General features: G+C 74.6%; 13 protein-coding genes and 1 pseudogene. 10 read left to right on the forward strand and 4 right to left on the reverse strand.

What is annotated here, in order from left to right; translation table 11 throughout:
• Window positions 1-119: 119 nt before the first annotated feature.
• On the reverse strand, window positions 120-887 hold the full coding sequence (locus IO20_RS0129135) for an NPP1 family protein (protein WP_030555206.1): 768 nt from the start codon (window positions 885-887) through the stop codon (window positions 120-122).
• A 78-nt stretch (window positions 888-965) separates the two neighbouring features.
• On the opposite strand from IO20_RS0129135, the pseudogene mgt reads away from it, so the two are divergent.
• Window positions 966-2232 (forward strand): annotated as a pseudogene (gene mgt, locus IO20_RS0129140) (macrolide-inactivating glycosyltransferase).
• Between the two features lie 93 nt (window positions 2233-2325).
• Here the strand turns inward: mgt and secD are convergent.
• Together secD and IO20_RS0129150 are read right to left on the reverse strand one after the other, a co-directional pair.
• Window positions 2326-4662 carry a protein translocase subunit SecD gene (gene secD / locus IO20_RS0129145; protein ID WP_030555210.1) on the reverse strand — a complete coding sequence of 779 codons (2337 nt, stop codon included), beginning with the start codon at window positions 4660-4662 and terminating at the stop codon, window positions 2326-2328.
• A gap of 146 nt (window positions 4663-4808) precedes the next feature.
• Window positions 4809-5237, reverse strand: coding sequence for a hypothetical protein (locus IO20_RS0129150; RefSeq protein ID WP_030555212.1), 429 nt, complete (start codon window positions 5235-5237; stop codon window positions 4809-4811).
• 187 nt (window positions 5238-5424) lie between these two features.
• On the opposite strand from IO20_RS0129150, the gene IO20_RS0129155 reads away from it, so the two are divergent.
• From IO20_RS0129155 to IO20_RS0129190, 8 genes are all read left to right on the forward strand, one after another.
• Window positions 5425-6087, forward strand: coding sequence for a lysophospholipid acyltransferase family protein (locus IO20_RS0129155; protein WP_030555214.1), 663 nt, complete (start codon window positions 5425-5427; stop codon window positions 6085-6087).
• A gap of 184 nt (window positions 6088-6271) precedes the next feature.
• Window positions 6272-7009: a cupin domain-containing protein gene (locus tag IO20_RS0129160; protein ID WP_030555217.1), complete on the forward strand. Its 738-nt coding sequence runs from the start codon at window positions 6272-6274 to the stop codon at window positions 7007-7009.
• On the forward strand, window positions 7006-8058 hold the full coding sequence (locus IO20_RS0129165) for a hypothetical protein (RefSeq protein WP_030555219.1): 1053 nt from the start codon (window positions 7006-7008) through the stop codon (window positions 8056-8058). The genes IO20_RS0129160 and IO20_RS0129165 overlap by 4 nt, the downstream gene beginning before the upstream one ends.
• Window positions 8059-8108: 50 nt before the next feature.
• Window positions 8109-9158, forward strand: coding sequence for a hypothetical protein (locus tag IO20_RS0129170; RefSeq protein ID WP_030555220.1), 1050 nt, complete (start codon window positions 8109-8111; stop codon window positions 9156-9158).
• Window positions 9155-10057 carry a hypothetical protein gene (locus IO20_RS0129175; RefSeq protein ID WP_078946206.1) on the forward strand — a complete coding sequence of 301 codons (903 nt, stop codon included), beginning with the start codon at window positions 9155-9157 and terminating at the stop codon, window positions 10055-10057. Before IO20_RS0129170 ends, IO20_RS0129175 begins: the two co-directional genes overlap by 4 nt.
• Window positions 10058-10100: 43 nt before the next feature.
• Window positions 10101-10646: a hypothetical protein gene (locus IO20_RS0129180; protein WP_030555223.1), complete on the forward strand. Its 546-nt coding sequence runs from the start codon at window positions 10101-10103 to the stop codon at window positions 10644-10646.
• A gap of 50 nt (window positions 10647-10696) precedes the next feature.
• Window positions 10697-12472 (forward strand): asparagine synthetase B family protein, encoded by a 1776-nt coding sequence (locus IO20_RS0129185; protein ID WP_030555226.1) that lies wholly within the window; start codon window positions 10697-10699, stop codon window positions 12470-12472.
• Window positions 12473-12563: 91 nt separating this feature from the next.
• Complete coding sequence (locus IO20_RS0129190) at window positions 12564-13949, forward strand: aldehyde dehydrogenase family protein (RefSeq protein WP_030555228.1); 1386 nt, start codon at window positions 12564-12566, stop codon at window positions 13947-13949.
• Here the strand turns inward: IO20_RS0129190 and IO20_RS36995 are convergent.
• On the reverse strand, window positions 13909-14886 hold the full coding sequence (locus IO20_RS36995) for a phosphotransferase family protein (RefSeq protein ID WP_051874781.1): 978 nt from the start codon (window positions 14884-14886) through the stop codon (window positions 13909-13911). The genes IO20_RS0129190 and IO20_RS36995 overlap by 41 nt on opposite strands.
• A 137-nt stretch (window positions 14887-15023) precedes the next feature.
• Here IO20_RS36995 and IO20_RS0129200 point away from each other — a divergent pair, with 137 nt between their 5' ends.
• Complete coding sequence (locus tag IO20_RS0129200) at window positions 15024-16121, forward strand: MerR family transcriptional regulator (RefSeq protein ID WP_030555232.1); 1098 nt, start codon at window positions 15024-15026, stop codon at window positions 16119-16121.
• Window positions 16122-16159: the final 38 nt, after the last annotated feature.

Below are 16159 nucleotides of genomic sequence, written 5' to 3' on the forward strand. Positions count from 1 at the left end.
TTCATCTCACCGTGTGCGCTGTAACATAGTAATGTGAAATTGCACTGACAACCCCTTTGGCGCCCCCACTTTGCGGCGAGGGGCCGCTCCCCCGTCACCGGGAGGAGCGGCCCCGCAGGTCAGGCGTAGGGATCGAAGGGGATGCCGGCGGGCTTGGCCTTGGCCAGATGGGCGGCGAAGTTGCCGTCCTTGAGGCCGAAGACCGCGCTGCCGAAGTCGGCCTGGCTGAGCCTGTCGCGCAGACCCGCCGGATAGCCGTTCCAGCCGACGAGGCTCGGGAACTGCCAGGTGTGCTGGTGATTCTCCGGCGGCTCGTCGTTGGTGTTCGCCGGGCGGAAGCAGTGGGTGCCGATGCCGTCCTTGTGGTAGACGATCTTGGGGTGGGTGCCGTCCCAGCGGATCCGGTCACGGCCGTGGATGTCGAAGTCGCCGTGGGCGGACGTGGAGACGTACTGCGCCTGGTTGTTCTGCACCCACACCACGACGTGCTCCCAGTCGTGACGGTGTCCGCCGATGCTGGTTCCGGCCAGCGCCTGGTCCTTCTCGAAGTACAGGCCGTAGAGGATGGCGCACCAGCCGTTGTTGCACTTCGCGCGGGAGTATCCGTTGGTCTGGGTGAGGTCCCAGGAGTCGCGGCACTGGCCGTTGAGAGCCCCGGACGGGTTGAGGCCGCCGTTGATCGTGCCGTCGGACCCGATCGCGGGCGTGGGATAGCAGCCGTCCGTGTCGTAGTCGTAGGCCGGCTGGAAGGTTTGCTCCAGGCCGTCGGCGTTGGCGGGCAGGGCGGGCGGCGGTGCGGCGAAGGCGCTGGTCGGCAGGGCGATGATCAATGCGAGGGCGCCGGCGAGGGCGAGTGCGCCCCGGGTGGCGTACGCCTGTGTCTTCACTGTGTCCCCTGGGTCGGACTGCATGGACGCGACAGGCGCCAGTTTGACATGAACAGTTCATCGCCAGGAGGCACCCCGATGAACCGGACGCGTCACCCGAGACAAGTAGACGATACGTCTCGTCTCGTTTACAGTGGTCGTCATGACCACCACCGCGCGCCCCGCGCACATCGCCATGTTCTCCATCGCCGCCCACGGCCACGTCAACCCCAGCCTCGACGTCATCCGCGAGCTCGTCGACCGGGGCCACCGCGTCAGCTACGCCGTCCCCGCGTCCTTCGCCGAGAAGGTCGCGGCGACCGGGGCGACCCCCGTCGTCTACACCTCGATCCTCCCGACCGACGACGACCCCGACGCCTGGGGCACCGAACTCATCGACAACCTCGAACCGTTCCTGAACGACGCCGTGCAGGCACTCCCCCAGCTCGCCGCGGCCTTCGACGCGGACCGGCCGGACCTCGTGCTCCACGACATCACCTCCTATCCGGCCCCCGTCCTCGCCCACACCTGGGGCGTCCCCGCCCTCTCCCTGTGGCCGAACCTCGTGCCGTGGGAGGGGTACGAGGAGGAGGTCGCCGAGCCGATGACCGCCGAGCTCAAGGCCTCACCGCGCGGCAAGGCGTACTACGCGCGGTTCGAGGCCTGGCTCGCCGAACACGGCCTCGACACCGAACCGGACAGGTTCGTCGCACGCCCGCGCCGCGCGCTCGTCCTCATCCCGAAGGCGCTCCAGCCGCAGGCGGACCGCGTCGACGAGACCGTCTACACCTTCGTCGGCGCCTGCCAGGGCGAGCGCGCCGAGCAGGGCGCGTGGCAGCGCCCCGCGGACGCGGAGAAGGTGGTCCTGGTCTCGCTCGGCTCCGCCTTCACCAAGCAGCCCGGCTTCTACCGGGACTGCGTCGAGGCCTTCGCCGGGCTCCCGGGCTGGCACGTCGTCCTGCAGATCGGCAAGTTCGTCGACCCGGCCGAACTCGGCGCGGTGCCGCCGAACGTCGAAGTGCACTCATGGGTGCCCCAGTTGGAGATCCTGCGGCAGGCCGACGCGTTCGTGACCCACGCCGGCGCCGGCGGCAGCCAGGAGGGCCTGGCCACGGCCACCCCTATGGTGGCCGTCCCGCAGGCCGTCGACCAGTTCGGAAACGCCGACATGCTGCGGTCCTTGGGGGTGGCGCGGCACCTGCCGATGGACGAGGTCACCCCCGAGCGGCTGCGGAAGGACGTGCTCGACCTGCTCGGCGACCCCGAAGTGGCACGCCGGGCGCGGGAGATCCAGGAGTCGATGGCCCACGAGGGCGGGACGCGCCGGGCCGCCGATCTGATCGAGGCGGAACTCGCGGGGTCCTGACGGGGACGGCGTGCGACCGGTGGGCGCGAGGGCACGGCGCGGCCCGTCACCCCTTCTCGTACGAGAGGGGGACGACGGGGCGCGCCGGCGGGGTCAGACCACGGCGCCCGAACGGTCCCGGTCCGCGCCTGCCCGCCGCCCCGGCCCCGAGCCTCCGCCGACGGCCGGGGTCCTGACCGGCCGCCGGGTCTCCAGCGCCACGGCCAGCGGCATCGCGGTGAACACGGTGGACGCCATGCCCAGGACGACGCCCGCGAGCAGCGCGACGGAGAAGTCGGTGAGCGAGTCACCGCCCAGGACCGCGAGCGCCACCAGGACGAAGAGCGCCCCCATCCCGGTGTTGACCGTACGGGGCAGGGTCTGGGCGACGGCCCGGTCGGCGAGGTCGGGAAGCCCGACGCCCCCGCCGCGGCGCCGGAGTTCCCGCAGCCGGTCGAGCACGACGACGGAGTCGTTGACCGAATAGCCGACGACGGTCAGGAGCGCGGCGAGGAAGACGCTGTCCACCGGCTTGCCGAGCCAGGCGAACAGACCCACCACGAGCAGCACGTCCTGGGCCATCGCCGCCACCGCCGCCGTCGCGTACGTCCAGCGGAACCGCACCGTCAGATAGAGGAGCTGGGCCGCCACCGCGAGGCCGAGCGCGAGCAGCGCGTGGGTGCGCAGCTCGCCACCCAGGCTCGGGCCGATCAGGTCGTCGCGCGTCACCTCCACGGGGCCGGCGACCCGGGTGAGCGCCTCCCGGATCTCGTCCTGTTCGTCGTCCCCCGTCTCCCGGACCCGTACCGACACGTCCTCGCCGTCGGACCCGCCACCGTCGCCCGTCGTCCGCACGACCGCGTCAGGGAAGCCCGCCGCGGCGATCGCCTCGCGTGCCGCGTCGGCGTCGACCGGGCGCTCGGCCGCGTACTGGACGACCCGGCCGCCGGTGAACTCGACGCCGAACTCCAGGCCCCGGACGCCGATGCCGGCGAGTGCCGCCATCAGGAGCCCGGCGCAGGACATCAGCCAGCGGCGCCGGTGGGTCATCAGCCGGGGGACCCGCCGGGTCAGCCGGGTCCGCAACCGGCCGAGGCCCGCGATGCCGGTGACGGGCGGCCGGTGGCGCACCGCGCGCAGCCGCAGTGCCAGATCGGCGAGGAGCCGGGTGATCACCATCGCGGTGAGCAGCGAGGTCACGACACCGATCGCGAGGGTCACGCCGAAGCCCTTGACCGGGCCCGTCGCGAAGACGAACAGCAGGCCGGCCGCGAGCAGGGTCGTGATGTGGGAGTCCGCGACCGCGCTCCACACCTTGTCGAACGCCGTCGCCAACGGACGCCGGGGATCACGCCCGGCGGTCCGGCCGAGCGCCGCGTACTCCTCCCTCGCCCGTTCGAAGACGAGGACGTTCGCGTCGACGGCGATGCCGACGGCCAGGACGAAGCCGGCCAGGCCGGGCAGCGTGAGTGTGGCCCCCAGGGCGACCACGGCGGCGTACGAGACCAGCCCGTAGAGGAGGAGGGCGACCGTGGCGAGGACGCCGAGGAGCCGGTAGACCACCATGACGAAGAGTCCGGTGCAGGCGAGGCCGATCAGCGCGGCCAGGGCGCTCGCCCGGATCGCCTCGGCGCCGAGCGTCGGTCCCACGGTGCTCTGTTCGACCGTCGTCACCGGGACGGGCAGCGCGCCGCCCTCCACGAGCGCCGCGAGATCACGGGCCTCCTGGGCGGAGAACCCGCCGGTGATCTGCGCGGAGCCGCCGCCGATGCCGGCGCCGCAGGGGACGCCGGACTGCATGCCGGGCGCGGAGACGACCCGGTCGTCGAGCACGATCGCGACCCTGCGCGCCGGGTCGGCGGGCGCCGCGCAGGCCGCGTCGCCGGTCAGCTCGGCCCAGGTGCCGGCGGCGCGGTCGCGGAAGGAGAGGTCGACCGTCCAGCCCCGGCCGTTCGTGGTGTCGAGGACGGCGTCGGCGCTCTCGACGCCGTCACCCGTGAGCGCGGGCGCGGCGAGGGCGAGGAGGCGTCCCGGCGCGTCGGGGTCGGCGAGGACGCGCGTCCCGTCCGGCGCGGCCGGTCCCGCGGGTCCCCGGGCCTCGCCGGTGACGGCGTGGAAGGTGAGCTGCGCCGTACGGCCGATGACGTCGGCGGCCTGGCGCGGGTCGCGGAGCCCGGGGAGTTCGATGACGATGCGCCGTTCGCCCGAGCGGGCGAGCGACGGTTCCGCGACGCCGAGGCCGTCGACGCGCTTGCGGAGCACCTCCAGGGCGCGGTCGGTGGCGGCGGCGTCCGCACGGGTGGCGGGTCCGTCCTCGGTCTGCAGGACGATACGGGTTCCGCCGCGGAGGTCGAGTCCGAGACGGGGCGGGGTGGTCAGGGTGATCCAGAGGGAGAGCGCGACGACGGCGAGCGCGAGCAGCGCGCGCCAGAGCGCGGAACGAGAGGTCACGGGTACTCCACGGGCAGCGCACGGCGACGGCGCGCGTCCACGCGGAGGGTGGGAACGCTCGTCGGCCGTGCCGGACGTACGGTCGGATGCGCGTCGTCGACCGGTCCGGGGCATGCCGGGGGCCCGGACGGCGACGCGGGGGAACGTCAGCTGTGCCGGGCGGAGGGAGGGCCGCGGGGAGCGCGCGGTGCGCGGGGTCCGGCGGGGGGCGCGCGCTCCCGGCGGGGGTCGCCGGCGAGGACGCCTCGCGCGGGTACGGACAGGTCGGCGGGAACGACGGTGGTGGCCGGGGGCGTTCCGGGGAACCGCAGGGGGTTCTCGACGGCGGCCGGGAGTCGTACGACGGCGGTGGGCGCGAAGTGCGGCTCGGGCGACGAGGCCCGCGCGGGGCCGTGAGGCGGGCTGTTCCCGGGAGCGTGGTGCGCGGCGCCGGGGGCGGCCGGGAAGGCGGCGGTGACTGGGTGGGGCGTCGGGGCGAAGTCCTGCGTCGCCGGTGCCGGGAGCACGAGCAGGGACCAGACCGCGCAGAGCAGCGCGGGCAGCAGGGTCGCGAGTCGCCGGGCCGAACGTCCCACCGCCCCTCCCCTCCCCGATCCGCCTGTGGGGCCCAGCCTAGACCGGGAGGCAAGGCCGCCGGCCACCGGGCCGCTCGGCCACGGCTGTTGGGTACGACAGCTGAGTACGCGTGCTCATGCGGGGCGGGGCGCGGTCTCGCACGATGGGCGGGTCAGTGCTTCGTCCTCGGATCCAGGGGGCCCGCCCGTGCTCAGCCGTATCGCCGCCCATGTCGTCCCGTTCTTCGGGCGGCTCACCGTCACCACCGACCCCGGAGCCCGGATCGAGCCCGGCAGCATCCTGGTCGTGAACCACACCTCGACGGCCGACCCGGCACTCGTCCTCGCCGCGCTCCGCAAGCGGCTGGCCGTCGAGCCGGTCCTGCTCGCCACCGCCGGGCTCTGGCGGGTCCCGCTGCTCGGCCGGGCCCTGACCCGCGAGGGCCACGTGCCCGTCCACCGCAACTCGGCGCACGCGGCCGCCGCCCTCGACCACGCCGCCGTCGCCCTCGCCTCGGGCCGGCACGTGATGCTGTACGCCGAGGGCCGCATCCCGCCGCGTCCGGACTCCGCCGAGAATCCGCCGGAGGCGTTCCGCACCGGCCTCGCCCGGCTGGCCGGTGTCACCGGGGCGCAGGTGGTGCCGATCGGTCAGGCCGGTGCCCGCCGGATCACCTCCGGCGGGCGCGTGAAGCAGATCGCGGGCGTGCTCACGGCACCCGTACGCAGGCCGTGCCTTCATGTCCACATCGGGACTCCGCTCCGGCTGCCGGACGACGTGGCCGCCGCGACGGCGCTGGCCCACGGGGCGGTCACGGAGGCATGGCGTACGGCGGCCGGGGCACTGGGCGAGCCCTCCGCGCGCGGCTGACCGGCGAAGCCCCGTCGCCGGGGTCGCCGCCGGGTCACACTCGGCGCGAGGCGCCGTACGACGTCGGGCGTTCACCTCCGGACCGCCCGGGAGTCACGCCGAGGACTCCCGCTGTTACCGAACGGCGTTCTACGATGCGCTGGTTGGGCGTGAGCACGTGCAACGGGCGTCAGGGGGAGGCGCGATGGCGGAACGACCCGTACGAGCGTGGGACCGGGTGCCGGAGGACATGCCCGGCGGGGTCCCTCGGGACCTGCCGGGCGGAGTGGAGCTGTACCACCTGAGGCCCGACGGCGGCATCCTGCTCGCCGACCGGGAGGGCCGCAGGGAACTGGGACCGGAGCGGGAGTTCCTGCGGTTCATCGACGACGGGCAGTTCGCCCACTATCTGGTGGGGGACGCGGCCACCTCGCCCGAGCGGCCGTCCAACGCCACCGTCAAACTCGGGGTCGTGGGCCCGCGCAGCGCCTTCACCCCGCACGCGCACGGCGGGGAGCACTTCGTCCTCAGCCTCGGCCACGCCGCCTGCGGGCTGTACGACGAGGCCCGGGCACGCGTCGTCGACGTCCCGCTCGTGCCGGGCATGCTGATCCGGATCCCGGAGATGATGCCGCACTCCTTCGCCAACCGCTCCGACGTACCGCTGACGATCCTGGCCGCGAACACCGGCTACGGGATCGATCACGAGGACTACGCGATCACCGCGGCCGAGGCCGAGCGGCGGGCGGAGGCGCCCGCAGGCGGCCCAGGCGGCGGCACCGCCCTGGCCGCCGGGGCGCTCACCGACCACCGGGCCCTGGCCGCCGCGCTCCGCGACATCGAGCGCGCCCAGCGGGTCCGCGGCATCGCCGCCACGACGGTCCGGGAACGGCTGGCCGCCCGGCTGCGCCGGATGGCCTCCGCCCTGGAGGTGCCCAGGTGATCTGCCCGCACTGCGAACGCAGCCTGCTCCGCAGGGAGCGCACCGGCAACCGCTGCTCCCACTGCCACCGCTCGTACGCGCTCGACCCCAAGACCAACCCGCTCGGTCTCAACGACCTCCGGGTGCGCCGGATCACCACCGCGCTCACCGACGGGGGCCGCGTCCGGATCACACCGGACCAGCTCTGGTACGCCCTGTCCCGCAAGCGCCTCCGGGACGACGCGTTCGCGCCGGGCTGCGTCGGTCCGGCGGTCGGAGTGGCCGTCATCGCCACCATCGCGGCCGCCGTCAGCGAGGTCCCGCAGGTGCTGTTCCTCACCGCCGTCATGCTGCTCGTCGCCCTGGGCATCGCCGCGGCCCGAGCCGCGGGGGTCGGGAAGGGCATCCCGACCGTCCCCCGCGAGGCCTTCCCGGCCCAGGTGCTCGCCGAGTGGCGGAAGGTGTACGGAGCCCTGCCGGCCGGTGTGCTGGACGCCGGGGACTCCGCCGGGGCCGGGGCGGCGGAGCCGGGCGCCGTCTTCGGGGTCCTCGTCTGCCCCGACCCCGCCGTCCTGGCCTTCCTCGTCGCCGACGGGCTGCCCGCCCGGTACGGCCTGGTCCCCGCCCGGAGCCCCGAGGAGGCCCGCGCGGTGCCGTCGAGCGGTCCGGTACTGGTGCTCCGCGACATCGACGCGTACGGCGAACTCCTCGTCCTGCGGGTCCGGGACGCCCTGCCGGGCCGTACCGTCGTCGACGCCGCACCGCCGCTGCGTACGGTACGGGCCCTGCCGCAGGCCGTTCCGTACCGGGAATCGGGGCGGAGGCCCGGCGCGGAGGACATGCGGCTCCTCGCCGGACTCGGCACGTTCACCCCCGAGGAACTGAAGTGGCTCGCGAAGGGCTGGCGGTTCCCGCTCGTCGGGCTGCCGCCCGCCCGGCTGCTCACCGTCGTCGAGCGGGTCGCGGGACAGCTCACGCGCGGGCTCGACGCCGACCGGCGGCGCGCCGCCGACCTGGGCTTCCTGACCTGGCCGGACACGGCGGCACCCGACCTGGCGGGTGACCGGTGACCTGCCCGCACTGCGCCGCCCGCCTGTTGGCCAAGGAACGGACCGGGCAGGTGTGTTCGCGCTGCACCAAGCGGTTCGCGCTCGACCCGAAGATCCACGGCCGGGGCATGAACGACCTCCGGATCCGACGGATCGCCGCGAAGGCCACCGAGGGCGGCCGGCTGCGGATGACCGTCACCCAGCTCTGGTACCTCAGCCGCACCTACAGCAGCTGCCGGGAGGCGAAGCCCGCCCGCGGGATCAGACCCGGCGTCCGGTGGCTGGTCGCCCCGCCCCTCGCCCTGCTCCTGCTCTCGACCGGCGCGCTCACCCACGGCCCGCCGGGCACGATCACCGTCACCGCCGTCGCCGTCGTGTTGGTGGCGGCCTCGGTCATGCGGTACAGGCCCGCCGAAGCCCCCCGGTCGTACATCAGCCCCCCGGAGGGCGAGTTCCGTCAGATGATGGCCGGCCCCTGGCAGGCCGCCTACCGCAAGCTGCCGCCGGGTGTGGTGGACGACGGCCCGCGCGCCCCGGCACCCCGCGAGGCCCCGGTGGACCGCCCCGAGGCCGTGATCCTCTGTGCCGACCACGCGGTCGCCGTGTTCCTCCGGGTCAACGGCATCCCCGCGAAACTGAAGGCGCTCCTCGTCGAGGGCCGGCCGTCCGCCGCGCACGAGGCACTCGTGGACGTCCCCGAGGGGCTGCCGGTCGTGGTGCTCCACGACGCGAGCGCCCTGGGGGCGCTCCTCGCCCCGCTGCTGCGCCAGGCGCACCCGGACAGGGTCGTGCTGGACGCCGGCCTTCCCGCGGCCGCCGTCCGGACGCGGCGCGGAGCCGTCCACCGGGTCGCGAAGGCGCCCAGGGCGAGCGCCGCGGACCTCCGTTCCGTCGCGGGCCTGTCCGAGGCGGACGCCGCGTGGCTGGCCCAGGGGTTCTGGAGCCCGATCGCCGCCGTTCCGCCGAGCCGCCTGGAGGCGGTCGTCACCGCGGCGGTACGGCAGGCGCTGGCGGCGAGGGCCGCCGAACTCCGCTCCCCCGACGGCTTCCTGACCTGGCCGGCCGAACCGTCGGCGCCGGTCGGCGAGACATCCCGAACGAAAGGCGCCCCGGCCGGATGAGCCAGCGACACCTTCCTCCCGCCGCCCCGGTCGCCCTTCCCGGCCGCCGCCCCGGACACGGCATCGCCGCCCGGGCGGCCGGCCGGGCCGTCGCCGTGGCCGCGGACCGCGCCGCCGCGCCCGGCGGGCTGCGTTTCACCGAGCGGCAGCTCTACTACGAGACCTGCCGCGTCCTGAACCCGGGAGCGGCCCTCCTCGGCCGGATCCCCGGCACCCCGGCCCCGGTCCTGCGCCTGCCCGCCTTCACCCGCGCGCTGGACGCCCTCGGCCGGGAGAACGTCCCGGGTCTCCTCCCTCCACCGGCCGCGCCGCGCATCCCGCATGCGGGCGAACCGTCGGAGCCGGACCTCTACGACTACGGGCTGCCCCGGCTGCTGATCTGCCAGGACCGCTCGATCGCCGGGATGCTGCTCGCCAACCACGTCCACCTGGAAGCGGCGTGTCCGGTCCTCGCCGCCCCGGACGCCCTGCCGCTCGACCCGCGACTGCTCGCCGCCCTGGAGCGGGCCGGCGGCGCCACCGTGCACGTCCTGCACGACGCCGGCCCGTCCGGGATCGCGCTCCCCGCCCGGGTCAGGGCCGGCCTCGGGCCGGTGCCCGGCGTCCGGGTGGTGTCCCTGGGCCTCGTGCCCCGGCACGCGGCAGCCCTGCGCCTGCCCTCCGGCCGAGGACCGGCTCCCGGACCCGACGCCCTCGCGGACCGGCCCGCCGCCCTGCGGCCACGGGAGACCGCGTGGCTGGCGAGCGGACGGTTCGCCCAGGTGGCCGCCGTGCCACCGGCCCGGCTCGTCCGCACGGTCCTGCGCCTGACCCGGGGACCACGACCACCCCGCGACTCCCTGTGGAGCGGCCTGCGCGGACTGCGCGGAACCGGCTTCATGACCTGGCCCGCCGCGTGACCCGCCCCCGGCGCTCCCTTCCACACACCCGAGGTACGCACACATGATCCGTCCCGAAGAGATCGGCTACGCGGACGAACTGCTCGCCGACGGCACCGTCCACCGCACCTACGAGGACGGCCTGGAGGAGTGGCGGCGCCGCACCACCGGCCGCCCGCACCTCGTGTCCTGGCACGACAACCGCGGCGCCTCCGGCACCGACGAGCTGCTCGGCGACCGCATCATCAAACGCACCCTCGCGGACGGCACCACCACCTACGCCCGGGACATCGGCTACGGCCGCACGCTGTGGGCGCGCGGCGAGAAGGTCCTGGTCAACCGCAGCTCCTTCGGCGGCCGGATGGGCGTACTGCTCACCGGCCTGGGGGTGGCGACCCTCGCGATCACCGCCGCCCAGCTGCCGCCGCTGAGCATGTCCCCCGAACAGGAGGAGGCGCTGCGGCAGCAGCAGGCGCAGGCCAACCAGTCCTCCGGAGGCGGCGGCGACAGCGGGGGCGGTGGCGGCGAGGAGGGGGCCGGCGACGGGAACGACTGGGACGCGAACTGGGACGGCGACGGGGACGCCTGGAGCGACGACGACTTCGGCTGAGCCGGGCACGCACCCCACGAGAACAGCACGAGAAGAAGAAGGAGCCGTACGTGGCACGTCTGTGCGCCTGCCTGGCCGCGACCACCGGGCAGGCCCGCGCCCATCTCGACGCGATGGGCGCCCTCGGACCCGGGCACACACCGGCCGGGGTCCCCGGCGCCGAGGTGTCACTGCTCACCGGCGAGACCGGCCACGCCGAGGGCCCGTTCACCGCGTACGGCCGGACGGCGGTCGGAGAGGTCACCCTGCACAACCGGCCGATGCTGCTCGCCGCCCTCGCGGAGCGGTCCGCGCCACCGCCGCCAGGCTGCTCGGACGGTGAACTGCTGCTGCGCTGCTGGGCGTTGCTCGGGGACGCGGGGGTGGCACGGGCCGAGGGGATGTTCGTGCTCGCCGTCCTCGACGGTCAGGACCTGGTCCTGATCCGCGACCACGTCGGTGCCCGCACCCTGTTCTACGCACGGGCCGACGGCGCCTGGGCCGCCTCCACCTCCCTGCGCGCGCTGCGCCGCTGGCCCGCGCTCGGCACCTCGATGAACCTGTCCGCCGTCCGCTCCTTCCTCACCTTCGCCTATCTGCCCGGGGAGGAGACCCTGCTCACCGGCGTACGGGAGCTGCTGCCCGGACGGGTGCTCCGACTGCACCGGGACGGGACGTCCACCGAGACCGTCCACTGGGAGCCCCGCGAACGGATCGAGCAGCCCGCGCCGGAGGACCCGACCGGTCATGTCCTGGAGCTGCGGGCCCTGTTGGAGCGGGCGACAGCGAGCCGGCTGCCCGTCGCCGAGCCGGCCGCCGTGCTCCTCTCCGGCGGGATCGACAGCTCGCTGGTCACGGCCCTCGCGACGAAGCTCCACAGCCACCCGGTGCACACGTACTCCATCAGCTTCGGCGACGACCTGCCGAACGAACTGGGGTACTCGGGCCTGGTCGCCACGCACTGCCACACCCGCCACCAGGTCCTGAACGTGTCGGGCGAGGCCGTGGCCGCGCGGCTCGCCGAGGCTGCGGCGCTCCTCGACAGCCCCGTCGGCGACCCGCTGACCGTGCCGAACCTGATGCTCGCCGAGGCCGTGGCCGCCGACGGCGCCTCCGTCGTCCTCAACGGTGAGGGCGGGGACCCCGTCTTCGGCGGCCCGAAGAACCTCCCCATGCTGGTCCAGGAGATGCACCGGACGCCGGGCGCGCCCTGGGACGAGGACCGGGCGACCGCCTACCTCCGCTCGTACCGCAAGTGCTGGACCGACCTGCCTGACCTGCTGACCGCGCCGGCACTCGCGGCCCTGCGGGACGCCCCGCCGCTGGAGCGGCACGTGGCGCCTTACCTGACGGCGGACGGCGGTGGCCCGTACCGGATGGGACACCTCCTCAACCAGCTGCTCCACTGCAACCTGCGGACCAAGGGGGCCCACCACATCCTCACGAAGGTGGAACGGCTGACCTCCTCGCAGGGGGTGGAGGGCCGGTCCCCGCTCTTCGACCGGTCGGTCGTCGACCACGCCTTCGCGACCCCGCCGTCCTTCAAGCTCCGGGGGACGGCGGAGAAGTGGATCCTCAAGGAGGCCGTCCGGGACCTCCTCCCGGACACGGTGGTGGACCGTCCCAAGAGCGGGATGCGGGTGCCGGTGCAGCAGTGGCTGACGGGGCCGCTCCGCGACCTCGGCCAGGACCTGCTCCTCGGCCCCACCTCCCGGGAGCGCGGGCTGTTCCGGCCGGAGACCGTCCGTGCCTGGCTGCGGGGCGACGGCGCCCTGCTGCCCCGGCAGGGCGGGAAGCTGTGGCTGGTGCTGACCCTGGAGCTCTGGCTGAGGTCGTACGAGGTGTGAACCGCCTACGGCAGACCGACCCACCCGCCCGCCGGTCCCTCCCGTCCCCCGATCCCGCGATCCCCGGTGCACCGATTTGCGAAAGGCCCTCATGAGCACCAGCTCCTCGACTCCCCCCATCGACCTGACCGACCCCCGCACTGGGGCGCCGCGCGGCACCTCCGTACGGTCCCGGCAGCCCGAGGTCCTGGCCGCCGTCGCCGCCGGGCGCGGCGCGCTGTCCGCCTGGAGCGGGCTCACGCCCAAGGACCGCGGGCGCCGACTCGACCGCCTCGCGGGCCTGGTCGAGGAGCACGCGGCGGACTACGCGGCCCGCGAGCGGGCCGGGACGGGCAAGCCCGAGGCGGAGGTGGCGGGCGAGATCGAGCAGGTCGCGGACCTGTTCCGGTTCTTCGCCACGGCGGCCAGGACGCGCACCGCCCCGGCGGCGGGCCGCCTCGTGGCGGGTCACGAGAGCTGGGTGCGCTGGGAGCCGATCGGCGTCGTGGGCGCGGTCGTGCCCTGGAACTACCCGCTGCTCATGGCGGCCTGGCGCTGCGCTCCGGCCCTGGCGGCCGGGAACACGGTCGTCGTGAAGCCCGCCGAGACGACCCCCGACAGTCTGCTGCTCCTCGCCGAGCACGCCGGGTCCGTGCTCGGCCCCGCCGTGCTCCAGTGCCTCACGGGCGACCGGGAGACCGGCCGGCTGCTCGTCGGGGCGGCGGTGGACATGGTGGCGTTCACCGGCAGCGGGCGGGCCGGTGCGGACGTGGCGGCGCGCACGGGCACCCGGCGGGTCAGTCTGGAACTGGGCGGCAACGCTCCGGCGATCGTCCTGCCGGACGCGCCCGGCGACACCTGGTCGTCCCTCGCGGAGGCGGTCACGTACAACGCGGGTCAGAGCTGCGCCGCCCCGGCGCGGGTCATCACCCTGCCGGAGAACTACGAGGCCGCCGTCGAGGGGCTCGCGGCGGCCCTGCGGTCCCGGGTGGCGGGCCGTGACTTCGGGCCGCTGAACAACCCGGACCAGGCGGAGCGCTACGACCGGCTGGTCGCCTCCTCCGCCGCCAAGCGGAACCTCGTCGCGGACATCGCCCCGGGACCGGGTGAGGAGGCGGGGCACTGGCGTCCCGCCCGGCTGCTCGCGGACCTCCCGGACGACGACCCGGCCGTCACCGAGGAGGTGTTCGGCCCGCTCCTCACCGTGCAGCGGGCCGAGGGGGTCGACGCCGCCCTCGCCCTGGCGGGCAGCGTCCCGCAGGCGCTCGCGGCGAGTGTGTGGACCACCGACCTCGCGGCGGGACTCGAGCTGGCCGCCGCCCTGGACGCGGGCGAGAGCTGGCTCAACTGCCATCTCGTGCAGACGGCGGAGCTCCCGCACGGCGGCCGCGGCGCCTCGGGCCACGGCACCGACCTGAGCACGCTGGCCCTCCAGGAGTACCAGCGGCCCAAGACGGTCACGGTCCGGCTGCGTCCAGGCGCTGGAGTTGGTCGGTGAGCCGGTCAGTGGCCCAGCGGTACGTGGGTCCGTACGCGACGGGATCGTAGGCGCGTACGGCCGGCTCCGTGACGAGGATGAGCCCGAGGTAGACGTTGTACAGGGTCAGCCGCAGGTGTTCCCGGTCGGTGAGCGCACGGCCGAGGAATCCGTCGAGCACGCCGGGCACCGCGCCGGGCTCCTGGAACATCAGCAGGGACACCAGCTCCGCGAGGGGGTCGGCGTACAGGGCGCGCTCCCCGTCGATGATCCCCTCGATGCCCAGCTCGTCGTCGACGAAGACGTTGCCGTCCCAGAGGTCGAAGTGCACCAGCGCCGGGCGCGTGACGTCGTCGAGGAGAGGTGCGTGGCGGCGGACCAGCGCGGCGATGTCGCCCGCGGCCATGGGCAGCGGCCGCTCGTACTCGACCGCGTCGGCCAGGATGTCGTCGACGATGTCCAGGAACGAGGTGCGCCAGCTGGTGGAGCGGGTGTGGCCGTCGCGGCGCGGGTAGCCGAACAGTTCGCCCGTGACGGTGGTGATCCTGGCGCTGATCCGGCCGAGCTCGCGGCGGATCGGGTACAGCTGCTCGGGGGTGAGCCGCGGGGCGAGGGCGTGGAGGGAGGTGCCGTTCAGCCGGTCGAGCAGGAGGTAGCCGCCGTCGAGGTCGGCGTGGCGGAGGGTGGGCACGGGAACGCCCGCCTCGGCCGCTCGCCGGAAGAACTCGTACTCCGTGCGCATGAGGTCGACCTCGTACCGCAGCAGCTTCAGCTCCGGAGGCGGGGCGGCCTTGAGGACGAGGCGGGTGCCGTCGGCGAGATCGACGCCGTGGACGGCGTTGAAGAACCCGTCGGTGAACTCGTGCAGCGACGTGATCTCCGCCGTGGGACCGAGGGCCGCGCCGACGACCCGTCGTATCTCGGATCCGTCCAGGTCTCGTTTCGTGGCACTGTGCACGCGCCGATCATGGCAAGCGCTGTCTGCGGGGGGCAAGGCCCCGGCCGCGTGCGGCTCTTGACCCTCACGTGACGTCAGGCCGCATAGTCGCCGGCGTGGAGGAAGGCGGGGAGGACGGCGTGGAAGATCACTGGACCGTGGGACGCGTGGCCGAGCTGGCGGGCGTGAGCGTCCGCACGCTGCATCACTACGACGAGATCGGGCTCGCGCGCCCGTCGACGCGGACCGCGGCCGGCTACCGGGCCTACTCGGCGGCCGACGTGGAGCGGCTCAGGGAGGTGCTGGCCTACCGGCGCCTCGGCTTCGGTCTGCGCGAGGTCGCGGAACTGGTCGGCGACCCGTCGACGGACGCGGTCGCGCGTCTGCGCCGACTGCGCGGGCTGCTCGTCGAGCGGCGTGACCGCGCCGAGGCCATGGTGACGGCCATCGACAGGGAACTCCAGGTACGGGCGAAGGGGCTGCGGGTGACACCGGAGGAGCAACTGGAGATGCTCGGCGCACGGCTGTACGACGAGATCGGCGGCGCCTACACCGCGACCCGGCGGACCGATCCGCGGATCGCCGCGCAGATCCTGGAGGCGCTCGGGGACGCGCGGACGGTGCTGAACGTCGGCGCGGGCACCGGCTCCTACGAGCCCGCCGACCGCCATGTGACCGCGGTGGAGCCTTCGGCGGTCATGCGGGGTCAGCGGCCCGCCGGCGCGGCGCCGTGCGTGGCCGCCACCGCGGAGAACCTGCCGTTCGGGGACCGCTCCTTCGACGTGGCGATGGCCGTCTCCACCGTCCACCACTGGGGCGACCCGATGGCGGGGCTGCGCGAGATGCGGCGCGTGGCCCGCCGGGTGGTGGTGCTCACCTTCGACACCGACGAGCCCGGCTGGCAGGACCGGTTCTGGCTCACCCGTGACTACCTGCCCGAGTTCGCCGCCCTCCTCGCGGACTTCCCGTCCCTCGCCGGGATGGCCGACGCGATCGGCGCGCGCGCCGAGACGGTGCCCGTTCCCTGGGACTGCGCCGACGGCCTGTTCGAGGCGTACTGGCGCCGGCCGGACCTGTACCTGGAGGAGCGCGTACGCCGTGCGATGTCCGTGTGGACGAAGGCCGGGCCCGAGGCCGAGCGGCGGGCGGTGCGGAGCCTCGGTGACGACCTCCGGTCGGGCCGGTGGGCCGAACGCAACGGAGACCTGGCCTCTCTCGACGCGGCGGATCTCGGCCTGCGCCTGCTCGTCGCCTGAACGGCGAAGGCGCTGGGGCGGTGGGTGCGCGGGCAGTG

The organism is Streptomyces exfoliatus (genome assembly GCF_000725545.1).
Classification (GTDB): domain Bacteria; phylum Actinomycetota; class Actinomycetes; order Streptomycetales; family Streptomycetaceae; genus Streptomyces; species Streptomyces exfoliatus.